Below are 13,563 nucleotides of genomic sequence, written 5' to 3' on the forward strand. Positions count from 1 at the left end.
GTGGAGCGGTAGGGGTCCGACTCCCGGGCGGCCCGGGTGGTCCAGGCGGCCCCGCGCGCCGGGGCGTACGAGCCGGACACACCCGGACCCGACGCCTCGACCAGGGTCGCCTCGAACAGGGCCGCCTCGGACAGGGCGTGCGCGCCGGTGTCACCACGCCGGGCGAGGGTCTGGGCGCGGGTGCGGGTGTTGGCGTGGATGTGGGCGCTGGCGTGGGCATGGGAGTTGGCGTTGGCGTTGGCGTGGGCGTCGCGGGCGCCGAGCTGTCGCGTGCCCTGGTGCTGGGCGGCGACCGGGCGCCCGGGGGCTTCGTGCCCGAGGCCGACCGCGTATTCGGGGGCTTCGTGGCCGGGGGTGGCTAGGTGGTCAGGGCTGTCGTGGTCGGGCGAGGCCGGGTGGTTACGGCCGTCGTGGCCGGGGACGGCCAAGCGGTCAGGGCTGTCGTGGTCGGGAGAGGCCGGGTGGTTACGGCCATCGTGGCCGGAGGCGGCCAAGCGGTCAGGGCTGTCGTGGTCGCGGGCGGCCGGGTGGTCACGGCCGTCGTATCCGGAGGCGGCCAAGTGGTCACGGCCGTCGTGGCCGGGGACGGCCAAGCGGTCAGGGCTGTCGTGGTCGGGAGAGGCCGGGTGGTCGCGGCCGTCGTATCCGGGCGAGGCCGGGTGGTCACGGCCGTCGTATCCGGAGGCGGCCAGGTGGTCGCGGCTGTCGTGTTGCGTGGCGGTCGGGTGTTCCGTGTCTTCGGGACGGGACGCTGCCGAGCGTCCCCTGGCGCGGTGCCCGTCGCCGGCCTGGGCTTTCGCTTCCCCTCGTACGGCGGCAGCCGCCCGCCGGACTCCGCCCGGTTGACGCGGGCGTCCCGGCGTGCCGCCCCGGGGGCGCAGCACCAGCGCGGTCGCCAGTGAGGCGATCAGCGGGACCAGCGACAGCAGGGTGACGGCCGCCGGGAGGGGCAGGGAGCGGTCGGCGGCCAGGGCGTCCGGGGCCGGGCCGTGGAACGGGGCACCCACCAGGTCGCCGCGCAGGTGGAGGTAGCACAGCAGGGCCAGCAGCGAGCCGAGCGTGGTCGACAGGGCTGTCGTCAGCGCCGAGACGGCCATCAGACGGGCCGGGCCGAGGCCGATGGCCGAGAGGCCCGGCCGGGGACGCGTCCCGGGATCCGTACGGGCGACCGTCACCGAGAAGTGCACCGTGGCGGCCAGCGGCGCCCCGCACCACACGAGCCGCAGTACGGAACCGGCGGGTGCGTCCGGGTGCGCCAGCGCGTGCCCCAGCGCGCACAGCAGCAGGAAGCCCGTGCCCGCCGACGCCGCGGTGACCAACAGCCGGCGCAGGTGGAGGGCGGGGCCGGCGCCGCGCGCTAGACGGAGAGCGAGCACGCGGCCCGGCCTTCCGCCTCGGGGGGCTGGGGCAGGCGGACGTTGTGCACGCGCCGTCCGTCGAGCAGTGACACCGTACGGTCGGCCAGCGCGGCGGTGTCCGCGCAGTGCGTGGCGAGGACGACCGTGATCCCGTGCGAACGGGCCGCCGCGGTGAGGGTCCGCAGGACGTGGGCGCACTCGGCGCGGTGCAGTGGCGCTGTCGGCTCGTCCGCGAAGAGCACCGTGGGGGAGCCGACCAGCGCGCGGGCGACGACCACGCGCTGGCGCTCGGAGTACAGCAGGGCGTGCGGGCGCTTGCGGGCGCAGCCGCCGATGTCCAGGCGCTCCAGCCACTCCAGCGCGGCGGTCTTGGCGGCACGGCGGGCGGTGCCCCGCAGCATCAGCGGCAGGGCGGCGTTCTCCCAGGCGGTCAGTTCGGGCACGAGGGCGGGCTCGGGGTCGATCCAGCCGAAGCGGTCCCTGCGCAGCCGCTCGCGGGCCAGTGGCCGCATGGTGTGCACGGGCGTGCTGTTGAACCACACCTCGCCCTGCTGCGGCAGGACCTGTCCCGACAGGCACCGCAGGAGCGTGGTCTTGCCGCTGCCGCGTGGACCGCTGACCGCGAGGATCTCGCCCTCGCGGACGCCGAGCGACACCCCGTGAAGCGCGGGCGAGCCGTCGTGGGCGTGGGTCAGGCCACGTGCCCAGAGCACGTCGTTGTCCGGCGGGGCCACCATGGGCGTACACCTCGGTTCAGATCAGTATTGCCGTGGGGAGTCCCCCATCCGGGGGAACGAAGGCAGAGCCGATCGGTCACTGGGCACGCTAGGCAGCGGGTGGAGCGGGGTCGGACAGCACGCGGCCCCGGGCCGCCGTTTCTCACTCGAACGGCAGACGCCGGGGCCGGTGTTGATCACAGGATCAGCTCATCGGAGCCGCGACGGTCACAGCTTGGTCCACGCCTCCGACAGCGTCTCCCGCAGGATCTGCTCGATCTCGTCGAACGTCCCCTGGTCCGAGATCAGCGGCGGCGCGAGCTGGACGACCGGGTCGCCTCGGTCGTCGGCGCGGCAGTACAGGCCCTTGTCGAAGAGGGCCTTGGACAGGAAGCCGTAGAGGATCCGCTCGGTCTCCTCGTCGTCGAACGTCTCCTTGGTGGCCTTGTCCTTGACGAGTTCGATGCCGTAGAAGAAGCCGTCGCCGCGGACGTCGCCGACGATCGGCAGGTCGTGGAGCTTCTCCAGCGTGGACCGGAAGGCCGCTTCGTTGTCGAGCACGTGCTGGTTCAGGCCCTCGCGCTCGAACAGGTCGAGGTTGGCGAGGCCGACCGCCGCGGACACAGGGTGGCCGCCGAAGGTGTAGCCGTGCAGGAAGGTGTTGTCGCCCTTGTAGAAGGGCTCGGCTATGCGGTCCGAGATGACGCACGCGCCTATCGGGGAGTAGCCCGAGGTCATGCCCTTGGCACAGGTGATCATGTCCGGGACGTAGCCGAACTTGTCGCAGGCGAACATCGTGCCGAGCCGGCCGAAGGCGCAGATGACCTCGTCCGAGACCAGCAGCACGTCGTACTGGTCGCAGATCTCGCGGACCCGCTGGAAGTAGCCGGGCGGGGGCGGGAAGCAGCCGCCCGCGTTCTGCACGGGCTCCAGGAAGACCGCCGCGACCGTGTCCGGGCCCTCGAAGAGGATCTGCTGCTCGATCTGGTCGGCGGCCCAGCGGCCGAAGGCCTCCGGGTCGTCGCCGAAGATCGGGGCGCGGTAGATGTTGGTGTTCGGGACCTTGTGGGCGCCCGGGACGAGCGGCTCGAAGGGTGCCTTGAGGGCGGGCAGGCCCGTGATGGACAGGGCGCCTTGCGGGGTGCCGTGATAGGCGACCGCGCGGGAGATGACCTTGTACTTGGTCGGCTTGCCCGTGAGCTTGAAGTACTGCTTGGCGAGCTTCCAGGCGGTCTCGACCGCCTCGCCGCCGCCGGTGGTGAAGAAGACCTTGTTCAGGTCACCGGGCGCGTGGTGCGCGAGGCGCTCGGCCAGCTCGACGGCCTTCGGGTGGGCGTAGGACCACACCGGGAAGAAGGCCAGCTCCTGCGCCTGCTTGAAAGCGGTCTCCGCGAGCTCCGTGCGGCCGTGCCCCGCCTGCACCACGAACAGGCCGGCGAGACCGTCGAGGTACCGCTTCCCCTTGTCGTCGTAGATGTGGGTGCCCTCGCCCCGGACGATGGTGGGGACGGGGGACTTCTCGTACGCGGACATGCGGGTGAAGTGCATCCACAGGTGGTCGTACGCGGTCCGGCTGAGGTCCTGGGGACTGTCGGTACTCACGGTTATCGGATCCTCACGATCATCGGGTTCCCCACATGTAGGTCTGCTTCTTGAGCTTCAGGTAGACGAAGCTCTCGGTGGAGCGCACGCCGGGAACGGCCCGGATGCGTTTGTTGATGACCTCCAGGAGGTGGTCGTCGTCCTCGCAGACGATCTCCACCATCAGATCGAAGGAGCCGGCGGTCATCACCACGTACTCGCACTCGCCCATGTCGCTCAGCGCGTCGGCCACGGACTCCACGTCGCCCTCGACGTTGACACCGACCATCGCCTGGCGGCGGAAGCCCACGGTGAGCGGGTCCGTGACGGCGACGATCTGCATCACGCCCTGGTCGAGCAGCTTCTGGACGCGCTGGCGCACGGCCGCCTCGGAGAGGCCCACCGCCTTGCCGATCGCGGCGTACGGCCGTCGGCCGTCCTCTTGGAGCTGCTCGATGATGGCGAGGGAGACGGCATCCAGGTGCTGAGTGCCGTTCCTGGAAGTGCCGTTCCTGGGCTCGCGGGCGTCCCTGGAGTCCCTGGGGTCTGCGCTTCGACTGGCCACAGGCTCACTGTGCACGAGGAGTCGACAGTTTCGCAAGGATCGATCGATGAAATTCGTTGTTTACGCGCCTTGAACTTGCGAATTCCGTAGCTCTGTCGGGATCGCTGCTGTTGAAAACGTGGCTCGGCGGACTAGTGTGGGTGTCTCAGAGGTTGGACACCCGGGCCTGTGCGGGTTCGGGGACACCGGGACACCAGGACTTGGAGGGCCGGCAGTGAGCACCGAGCTGGGACGGCTGCGCAAGTTGCGCAACTACATCGACGGTGAATTCCGCGACGCCGCCGACGGGCGGACCACCGAGGTCGTCAATCCCGTGACCGGCGAGGCCTACGCGACGGCGCCGCTGTCCGGGCAGGCGGACGTCGACGCCGCGATGGAGGCCGCGGCCAGGGCCTTCCCGGCCTGGCGCGACGCGACTCCCGCCGAGCGCCAGAAGGCCCTGCTGAAGATCGCGGACGCCTTCGAGGAGCGGGCGGAGGAACTCATCGCGGCCGAGGTGGAGAACACGGGCAAGCCCGTCGGGCTGACCCGCACCGAGGAGATCCCGCCCATGGTCGACCAGATCCGCTTCTTCGCGGGCGCCGCCCGGATGCTGGAGGGGCGCGCGGCCGGCGAGTACATGGACGGCATGACGTCGATCATCCGCCGCGAGCCGGTCGGTGTCTGCGCCCAGGTCGCCCCCTGGAACTACCCGATGATGATGGCCGTGTGGAAGTTCGCCCCGGCGCTCGCCGCGGGCAACACGGTCGTCCTCAAGCCCTCGGACACCACCCCGGCCTCCACGGTCCTCATCGCCGAGATCATCGGCTCGATCGTGCCCAAGGGCGTCTTCAACGTCATCACCGGCGACCGCGACACCGGCCGGATGATGGTGGAGCACGACATTCCGGCGATGGCGTCCATCACCGGCTCCGTACGCGCCGGCATGCAGGTCGCCGAGTCAGCGTCCAAGGACATCAAGCGCGTCCACCTGGAGCTGGGCGGCAAGGCCCCGGTCGTCGTCTTCGAGGACGCCGACATCCCCAAGGCCGTCGAGGACATCTCGGTCGCGGGCTTCTTCAACGCCGGCCAGGACTGTACGGCCGCCACCCGCGTCCTGGTCCAGGAGTCCATCCACGACGAGTTCGTGGCCGCGCTCGCCAAGGCCGCCGCCGAGACGAAGACCGGGCACCCGGACGACGAGGACGTGCTGTACGGCCCGCTCAACAACCCGAACCAGCTCAAGCAGGTCTCCGGCTTCATCGAGCGGCTGCCCGCCCACGCCAAGGTCGAGTCCGGGGGGCACCAGGTAGGCGAGAAGGGCTACTTCTACGCGGCGACCGTCGTCTCCGGCCTGAAGCAGGACGACGAGATCATCCAGAACGAGGTCTTCGGACCGGTCATCACCGTCCAGTCCTTCTCGGACGAGGCCCAGGCCATCCAGTGGGCGAACGGCGTCGAGTACGCCCTCGCCTCCTCCGTCTGGACCAAGGACCACGGGCGCGCGATGCGGCTGTCCAAGGCGCTCGACTTCGGCTGTGTGTGGATCAACACGCACATCGCGCTGGTCGCGGAGATGCCCCACGGCGGCTTCAAGAAGTCCGGGTACGGCAAGGACCTGTCGGCGTACGGTTTCGACGACTACACGCGGATCAAGCACGTGATGACGTCACTGGGCTGAGCCGGGAGAGAGCAACCGGGAGAGAGTAATCGGCTTCTGAGTCCCAGCGACACGCCGTGCCCTTGGCGTGTCGCTGGGACTCCAGAGCCAATGGACGGCCTCTCTACGAATAGCGGCTGCCGGGTGCCCGTTGCCCGTACTCCCTCCGCACCGGCATGCTTCCCGGATGTCCCGTGCACAGCCCGCCCTCCTCAACCGCCGCTCCCTGCTGCGCGCCCTGGGCGGTGGCGCGGTGCTCGGCGCTCTCGCCGGCTGCGGGGTGCCCGCCGCGTACGTGGCGCCCGGCGACCGGGCGGCCGACGACCTGTCGGCGCGCGAGAGGCGGCTGACGTTCGCCAACTGGCCGCTGTACATCGACACGGACGACTCCGACGAGTCGAAGCGGCCCACGCTGGACGCGTTCGAGCGGCGTACCGGCATCTCGGTGGACTACGTCGAGGAGATCAACGACAACGACGAGTTCTTCGGCAAGATCAGCCCGGCCCTGATGAACCATCAGCCGACGGGCCGGGACCTGATCGTCATCAGCGACTGGATGTGCGCCCGCTTCGTCCGCCTGGGCTGGGTCCAGGAGATGGACCGGGCGAGCCGACCCAACGTCACCAAGTACCTGGATCCACTGCTGCGTTCGCCGGCCTTCGACCCCGGACGCCGGTACACCGTGCCCTGGCAGTCCGGGATCACCGGCCTCGCGTACGACCGGCGCAGGCTCGGCCGGGAGATACGCCACGTCTCGGACCTGTGGGCGGACGACCTGAAGGGCCGCGTGACGCTGTTGTCGGGGCTCGACGAGGCGTTCGCGCTGCTCATGCAGGGCAACGGCGTCGACATCACGCGCTGGACGGCGGACGACTTCCACACGGTCTGCGACCAGGTGGAGGCCCGCGTCCACGACGGCCACATCCGGCGCTTCACCGGCAACGACTACACGAAGGACCTGGTCAGCGGAGACGTCCTGGCCTGCCAGGCGTACTCGGGCGATGTGATCCAGTTGCAGGCGGACAACCCGGACATCCGCTTCGTCGTCCCCGAGGAGGGCGCGGAACTCTGGTCCGAGTCCCTGATGATCCCCAACCTCGCCCGCCACAAGGCCAACGCGGAACGACTGGTCGACTACTACTACGAGCCCGAGGTCGCCGCCGAACTGGCCGCCTGGGTCAACTACGTCTGCCCGGTCCCCGCCGCCCAGGACGTCCTCGCCTCCGCCAAGGACAAGGACACCGCCGCCCTCGCCGAGGACCCCCTGATCTTCCCCGACACCGCCATGCGCCGCCGCCTGGCCATCGCTCGTGACATCACGTCGGGGGAGCGGAAAGAGTTCGCGAAGCAGTGGAACGCGATTGTGGGGTTGTGAGGCGGGGCTGTGAGGCCGGGAACCCCGGCTGTTGTGACGAGGATTTCTAGTTGGCACAAAAGAGGGATAGTTGGCTGTAGCCACGCCTGCTGTCCGCACCTCTTCTGAGCCCGGACACGGTAGTTGGAACCTGGCCACGGGAGTTGGAACCAGCGTCGGGGCATCAGGCGGGGGCGGCACCGACGAGTCGGCTGGTGACCGAGTGCATTGTCCAGCCGTCCCTGCCGACCCTCAACTGCGGCCTGGACTTCGGCAACGTTGGAGGCGCGGAGGCGTGCGCCACCGCCGGCAGCGGACGGCTGGTTGTAGAAGACGAAGTCCTCGTCACCGGAGACCCGGCCGTCGTTCCCGACCAGGAACAGGGTGAGGTCGGCGTCGGCGCCGGCGAAGCTGAAGGAGACGCGAAGTCCCTGCCAGGCTTCCTCGGGCAGGACGAGGGTCTGGCCCGGAACGAGCACTGTGGACGCGGTCGGAGGAGCAACGGGCGTGGGATGTGTCGGGGAGAGAGCCTGTTGCTTCCATTCGGCGAATGACCTGATCCGGTACGGGTCGTCGGCCCTGGCCGGGGGCTCGGAGGGTGTGTTGGCGCCGAGGGTGATGTCCAGGTCGGCGAGGGAGGGCTCGCCGGAGTCGGCGGTGTCTTGGGCGCCGTCCAGCAGGTCTTGGAGGCCAGGTACGCGGGTGGTGTCCAGAGGCTTGAGCGTGCTCGAGAAGTTGCCGGAGGCGGTGGTGGTGACGGAGCAGGCCAGGTCCTGACCGATGTCCAGGAAGCGCAGGGCGTCCTCCGGCTCGCGCCAAGGCGTCGACTCGATCGCGGGCCGTGTCCAGCGGCCGTAGGCGACAAAGCCGAGTCGCTGAGTGTCGGGCAGGCGAGTGAGGACGGCCAGGTCGATGGCTTCGATGCCGGGCGCTGTTGCGAAGCCCTCTTTGAGCGTGGCGACGATGTTGGAGCCCATGGCCGTCAGCCACCACAGGATCCGGTCGCGTTTGGTGAGGTTCTTCAGAGTGGGGCGCCCGCTGGGTGTGAGGCCGGCGGTTTGGGTGGGCATCGTGTCGAGGTCCTGCTGTCGCATGACGACCGACAGGACGGAGCCGTCCACGCCGACTGCGCAGCCGGCGGCCGGATTGTCGGAGAAGGCGGTGTTCACTGCCTCGCAGACGGTGGCCTCGTCGTTGGAGAGCAGTGCCTGCCACCACTGTCCGGCCTCGGTGACCATCTGTTCCCGGGCGGCGTGCAGACGTGCCGTCTCCGCGGCCAGGTACTCGGGAGCGTCCTGCTGGGCGCGCTGTTTGGCGGTAGCGCGCTCGGCCCGTGCCAGGCGGCCCACTCCTTGCAGGTGGAACGTCTGGGCCTCGGCGAGTGCCCATGGCAGACCGAGCTGCGGAGCGACCGGGATCAGGGGCGGACGCTGGTCATCTGCAGTCTCAACTCTTGCAGTTGAGCGATGGCGGCGTCGCGCTCCGCCTCCTGTTGTGCTCTTTCCGCCTGGCGGTGCACCCGCTCCAACTGGGCGGCCGAAGGAGTGACCGACCGGGTCTGCGTGGTACGCCGTGTGGTGGTCCGTCGACGATTGCCGCTGAGGGAACTGGACGCGTAGAAAGGGCCGAGTCCCGTCGACACCCTTGCTCCGCCGCTGCCCACACTGAGCCTCGCCGCACGTGGCCCCACAGAGGTCCGCACACCGCGTGTGGAGACACGCACACTCATCCCAGGCACACCGACACGGAATCCGAATCCCATGGTCCACCCCCTTCCCCGGGGGCACAGTGTGGCACTTGCCGATGCTTCGGGAGTACGTGCGAGGCTCATCCGCCCCTGGGAAAGTTCGTCTGGGGCGAATTCTGTCCAAAGCCGGGACGGTCGGGCATCAGGGGTCTACCGTTTCCCTCTCGGCGATCAAGGGGGCGAGGATGCAGACGACGTCGTTGCGTAAAGGGGAGAACACTGGGCTGTTGACGGCGCCGGTGGTACTGACGGTGTCGGTTCAGGGCTTGGCTGCGGACGTCTCGGCACTGTTGCTCGAAGCGGACGGCAGAGTTCGGAGCGACGACGACTTGGTCTTCTACAACCACCCGGCCCAGGACGGCGTGTCAATCGCCGGCTCGGCGGTCACGGCCGATCTTGTGCGCGTGCCTACTGACGTGGACAGACTGGTTGTCGTGGTGAGCGCCGATCCGCTGCAGCCGGGCGCGGTCTTCACCCGTGCACCGATTCTGTCGATCACCCAGACAGGCTCGCCGACCAGGTCGTTCACAGCGCCGGACTTCACGTCCGGGGAGACGGTCGTGGTTCTGGCGGAGCTCTACCGACGGGATGGCGGATGGAAGATCCGCGCAGTGGGACAGGGCTACGCCTCCGGTCTGGCTGGTCTCGCGACCGACTACGGCGTCGATGTCGAATCCGAGCCAGCCGCAACCCCTGTGCCACTCCCCGCCCAAGGACGCCAGAATTCGAGTTCTGCGGGGCCTGCGGTGGACCTGTCCAAGGTCGAACGGCTGGCCCCCGGACTGCTCTCTCCAGCACGACAGGCCGGCAAGGCCCTTGCGGACCGGGACATCACGAACCGGCGGGCTGCGGTGTACCTGATCCTGGATCACGACTGGCACATGGAAGAGCTGTACGAGTCATTCGCAGTGCAAGCTTTCGCCGAGCGTGTCTTGGCGCTATCGGCCAACCTCGATGACGACGGCACGGTGCCCGTGGTCTTCTCCAGCGGACGGGAACCATTCCTGGAGGAGATCCGCTTGGACAACTACCGCGGTCGCATCGGCCAGCTGCACACTCAGGTCGACTGGGGGTGGGGCAATGTCGCCGACGCCATGCGTCGTGCAGTAGGGCACTACCAGGAGTCCGGGGCCGCTGATCCCGCCTTCATCGTGACTCAGGTCGGTGATGAGCCCTGGGACAAGGCCGAGGTCCGCTCCTTGTTGCAGAACACCGCATCCCTCGGGGTGTTCTGGCTGTTCGTCGGATTCGGTCGCGGCAAGCTCGCGTTCTACAAGAACCTCAACGCATCCGTCTCCGCCTCATTCACCAACGTCGCCTTCTACGACGCGAGCAAGAACCCGGGATCGGTGCCCGACGAGCGGTTCTACGCAGGCCTCATCGACGCCTTCGCCACCTGGTTGCGGCATTGAGTCAACCGCCGCTCACCCACCGACTGAGTAGCCTCATCACATCTGATCAGGCCGAATCCAATCTCCGACGCTACTTCGGCACCGGCCTGCTCGAGGAAGCAGCGCCGTTCACGGGTAGTCGTTTCGAGCATCTGGCCGGCGGAGGGGACCGTCAGGCGGTCGCGAACGTAGTGACCGCCGACGACCTGATCGCTGTGCAGACCCTGTCGGTCAGGATTCCCGTACAGGCCGCCCTCGCCCTCCTTGAAGGCGACCTCGGTGTCCGGTTGTCCAAGCTGCTGAGCAGCGTTCCCTTCGACATCGACATGGTCGAAGCGGAGGCTGCCGACCTGGCCGAAGGGTCGCCGGCCCACACTGCCTGGCGCGTCCTCTGCGACCAGCCCGGAATCGGGTGGGTGACGGCCGGCAAGCTCCTTGCCCGGAAGCGGCCGCGACTGCTGCCCGTCTACGATCAGGTCGTTCGCTGCATTCTCGGTCGGCCGGAGTCGTTCTGGCTCGACCTGCATGGTGCGCTGAGTGCCGACCATCACGCGCTGCACCGCGATCTGTTGGCCCTACGGCAGTCCGCCGACCTCCCCGCGACCGTCAGTGCGTTGCGGGTGTGCGACGTGGTGCTCTGGATGCATCACCGTACGGACCATCAACAGAGAAGCTGCATCGGGACCTGAAGCCCGTCGGCCATACACAAGGGAGCCCTCTGCCCGGAGAGCAGATGACCCCCGTGCTCCTGGCGAGACACCCTGTGACCTGCGGTGTACCAAAGTGCCAACTATCTCCCTCTCGAAGAAGGCCTTACGAAAAGGACTTACGTGGTACTGCCGGACGGCATCCGGTTGTGGTCGGCGGCCCAGGACGCCAGGAGGCGCAAACCGTCGCAGGAGGGGGAGTGGGGCGGGGCGGTCCACACGATGATGTGCTGGTCGGGGTCGGTGGCGCAGGACAGTGTGTGCCAGTCGAGCGTGAGTTCACCGACGACGGGATGGCGCAGCCTCTTGGTTCCCATCGTCCGTAGGGCGACATCGTGGGCGGCCCACCACTCGCGGAACCGCGCGTCCCGCACGGAGAGTTCGTCGACCAGGGCGGCGAGCTGCGGATCGTCGGGATAGCGGGCGCTCTCCATGCGCAGTTGCGCGATGGCCAGCCGGGTGACTTCCTCCCAGTCCACGTACAGCCGGTGCATCGCGGGGTCGGTGAACAGCAGCCGCAGGTAGAACCGCTCCGCCTCCGGGATCCGCCCGAAATCGGCGAACAGGGCGGCGGCCAGACGGTTCCAGCCCACGACCTGGGTGCGGCGACCGATCACGAACGCCGGGGTGGTGGTGAGATCGTCGAGCATGCTCTGGAGTCGGGTGTCCACCTCCTGCCGAACACTGCTGCGTGGCGGCGCGCTCTTTCCCGCGAGCTCGAACAGGTAGGCGCGCTGGTCCTCGTTCAGACGGAGTACCCGCGCGAGCTCGGCCAGAAGCGGGGCGGACGTCCATAGGCGACCTTGCTCGATCCGCGTGTAGTAGTCGGTGGTGATGGCGGCCGGCAGAGCGACTTCCTCACGGCGCAGGCCCGGCACCCGCCGCGGTTGGCCGCTGTCGGGAAGCCCCAGTTCGGCGGGGTTGAGGTCATGAGCCGGAACCCGCATCTGAACGAACTGGGGGAGTTCCTCAAGGCTCGCCGTGCCGACTCGAATGGCACGTTGGCGCGGTGTCATCGGGCGACGTAGCCACCGTCGACGGGCAGCGCGACCCCGATGACGAAACCGGCTCCTGGGCTGCACAGCCACAGGACGGCCTGGGCGATCTCCTCGGCGGTGCCGAGCCGGTTGACGGGCTGGTTGGCCTCGGCCTCGGCGCGGTCGAGTTCCCCCTTGGCGATCATGTCGCTGACCATGGGGGTGTCGATGGTGCCGGGGCACACGGCGTTGACGCGGATGCCGCGTGGGGCGTACTCGAGAGCGGCGCTGGTGGTCAGGCCGATCACCCCGTGCTTGGAGGCGTGGTAGGAGGCACGGCCGGGCAGGCCGACCAGGCCGCCGAGGGAGGAGCAGTTGACGATGGCGCCGCTGCCCTGGGCGCGCATGTGCCGCAGTTCGTGCTTCATGCAGGCCCAGACACCGCGCAGGTTGATCGCGTTGACGTGGTCGAACCTCTCGGCGGGTTCGTCGGCGGCGTCGCTGGGCGGGATCTGGATGCCCGCGTTGTTGTAGGCCATGTCGAGTCGGCCGAAGGTCTCGACGGTGTGGTCGACCGCGGCGGCGACCTGGCCCTCGTCGCTGACGTCGCAGGTGAGGGCGAGGGCCCGGTGGCCCGCGTCGGTGAGCTCATTGGCGGCCGCGTTCACGGCGGCTTCGTCGAGGTCGGTGAGGGCGACGGCGGCCCCGGACTCGGCGAAGGCGCGCGCGGTCGCCAGGCCCATTCCGGACCCCGCTCCGGTGACGAGGGCGACCTGGCCGGTGAAGTCATAGGTGGGGTTCATCGCGTTCTCGGGGTTCATCGCGTTCCTCTCCTCCAGACGCAGCTTCGATGGTGATCTTCTCGGCGGTGGCAAGGCGCTCGGTGTCGCCGTCGGTCACGTGGCCGAGGACGATCAGGCCGGTGTCGCTGGAGCCGCCGTCGCGGTAGTAGAGGGCCAGGTTTCCCCAGGGCGCGTAGTAGGCCAGGTCACCCGCCTTGGCTTCGGCTGCTTCCGGTGCGCCGGTGGTGGACAGGCGGTGGGGCAGATCGGCGATCCTCTCCGTCTGGTGGAAGTCGCTCAGGTTGAGGGTGAGCGGGAGCAGGGCGGCGAAGCCGCGGGCTGTGGCGCTGTCGTTCAAGGTGGCGTCGACCTGGTGGCCGTCGATGGTGAGCCGGATCTTCATGGAGGTGTTCATGGAGGTGCTCGCGGAGGTGTTCCTGGCGGACGGTGCGGCGGGCGATGCCGGGGCTGTCGGTGTCTGCCGCGGCGTGGACGCGGACGCGGAGGATGCGGAGGTCGATGACGGGTCCTCGCCACAGGCGGTCACGGCCATCAGCAGGGCGGTGGCCGGTATGGCGCGGGTGAGGACACGAAGGGCGGCCGGGGGCATGGGCGTCGTCCAAGGGTCGGTGGGACAGGGGTGGCGACTGCTCGTCGGGGAGGGCGCACCCTCTCCACCGGAGTGATGGTTCGGGGCCTCCCCGTCGCCTCCGGCCGAACCCGTCTGGCCAGGGAGCGCTCAAGAC

At 69.1% G+C, this 13,563-nt stretch carries 11 protein-coding genes and 2 pseudogenes; 5 read left to right on the top strand and 8 right to left on the bottom strand.

The window, feature by feature from the left end; all coding sequences use genetic code 11:
- The 4 genes and pseudogenes from FNH08_RS52325 to FNH08_RS28330 form a co-directional block, all read right to left on the bottom strand.
- Nucleotides 1-1,376: pseudogene (locus tag FNH08_RS52325) on the bottom strand (hypothetical protein); the annotation flags it as partial.
- On the bottom strand, nt 1,358-2,095 hold the full coding sequence (locus FNH08_RS28320) for an ABC transporter ATP-binding protein (RefSeq protein WP_152774369.1): 738 nt from the start codon (nt 2,093-2,095) through the stop codon (nt 1,358-1,360). The gene FNH08_RS28320 and the pseudogene FNH08_RS52325, both read right to left, overlap by 19 nt.
- Nucleotides 2,096-2,302: 207 nt before the next feature.
- Complete coding sequence (locus FNH08_RS28325; protein WP_322725602.1) at nt 2,303-3,676, bottom strand: aspartate aminotransferase family protein; 1,374 nt, start codon at nt 3,674-3,676, stop codon at nt 2,303-2,305.
- Nucleotides 3,677-3,695: 19 nt separating this feature from the next.
- On the bottom strand, nt 3,696-4,235 hold the full coding sequence (locus tag FNH08_RS28330) for an Lrp/AsnC family transcriptional regulator (protein ID WP_322725604.1): 540 nt from the start codon (nt 4,233-4,235) through the stop codon (nt 3,696-3,698).
- Nucleotides 4,236-4,434: 199 nt separating this feature from the next.
- Between FNH08_RS28330 and FNH08_RS28335 the strand changes: the two genes are divergently transcribed.
- Entirely contained in the window at nt 4,435-5,880 is a 1,446-nt protein-coding gene (locus tag FNH08_RS28335; protein WP_322725606.1) for a gamma-aminobutyraldehyde dehydrogenase, read from the top strand.
- A 166-nt stretch (nt 5,881-6,046) separates the two neighbouring features.
- On the top strand, nt 6,047-7,234 hold the full coding sequence (locus FNH08_RS28340) for a polyamine ABC transporter substrate-binding protein (RefSeq protein WP_152774371.1): 1,188 nt from the start codon (nt 6,047-6,049) through the stop codon (nt 7,232-7,234).
- Between the two features lie 314 nt (nt 7,235-7,548).
- Here the strand turns inward: FNH08_RS28340 and FNH08_RS54100 are convergent.
- Nucleotides 7,549-8,451: pseudogene (locus tag FNH08_RS54100) on the bottom strand (TerD family protein); the annotation flags it as partial.
- 694 nt (nt 8,452-9,145) lie between these two features.
- On the opposite strand from FNH08_RS54100, the gene FNH08_RS28350 reads away from it, so the two are divergent.
- Together FNH08_RS28350 and FNH08_RS28355 are read left to right on the top strand one after the other, a co-directional pair.
- Complete coding sequence (locus tag FNH08_RS28350) at nt 9,146-10,372, top strand: VWA domain-containing protein (protein ID WP_152774372.1); 1,227 nt, start codon at nt 9,146-9,148, stop codon at nt 10,370-10,372.
- Entirely contained in the window at nt 10,369-11,040 is a 672-nt protein-coding gene (locus tag FNH08_RS28355) for a DUF6308 family protein (RefSeq protein WP_152774373.1), read from the top strand. The genes FNH08_RS28350 and FNH08_RS28355 overlap by 4 nt, the downstream gene beginning before the upstream one ends.
- Before the next feature lie 137 nt (nt 11,041-11,177).
- Here FNH08_RS28355 and FNH08_RS28360 read toward each other — a convergent pair whose 3' ends face one another.
- The 3 genes from FNH08_RS28360 to FNH08_RS28370 all read right to left on the bottom strand — a co-directional run bounded on the left by FNH08_RS28360 (nt 11,178) and on the right by FNH08_RS28370 (nt 13,232).
- Nucleotides 11,178-12,005: a helix-turn-helix domain-containing protein gene (locus tag FNH08_RS28360; RefSeq protein WP_228034403.1), complete on the bottom strand. Its 828-nt coding sequence runs from the start codon at nt 12,003-12,005 to the stop codon at nt 11,178-11,180.
- A 65-nt stretch (nt 12,006-12,070) separates the two neighbouring features.
- On the bottom strand, nt 12,071-12,838 hold the full coding sequence (locus FNH08_RS28365) for a glucose 1-dehydrogenase (RefSeq protein WP_152774378.1): 768 nt from the start codon (nt 12,836-12,838) through the stop codon (nt 12,071-12,073).
- Nucleotides 12,822-13,232 carry a cyclophilin-like fold protein gene (locus tag FNH08_RS28370; protein WP_322725607.1) on the bottom strand — a complete coding sequence of 137 codons (411 nt, stop codon included), beginning with the start codon at nt 13,230-13,232 and terminating at the stop codon, nt 12,822-12,824. The genes FNH08_RS28365 and FNH08_RS28370 overlap by 17 nt, the downstream gene beginning before the upstream one ends.
- Here FNH08_RS28370 and FNH08_RS53635 point away from each other — a divergent pair.
- Nucleotides 13,231-13,503 carry a hypothetical protein gene (locus tag FNH08_RS53635; protein WP_322725609.1) on the top strand — a complete coding sequence of 91 codons (273 nt, stop codon included), beginning with the start codon at nt 13,231-13,233 and terminating at the stop codon, nt 13,501-13,503. The two genes, FNH08_RS28370 and FNH08_RS53635, sit on opposite strands and share 2 nt — an antisense overlap.
- Nucleotides 13,504-13,563 lie beyond the last annotated feature (60 nt).

The organism is Streptomyces spongiae (genome assembly GCF_009377185.1).
GTDB classification, from domain to species: Bacteria; Actinomycetota; Actinomycetes; order Streptomycetales; family Streptomycetaceae; genus Streptomyces; species Streptomyces spongiae.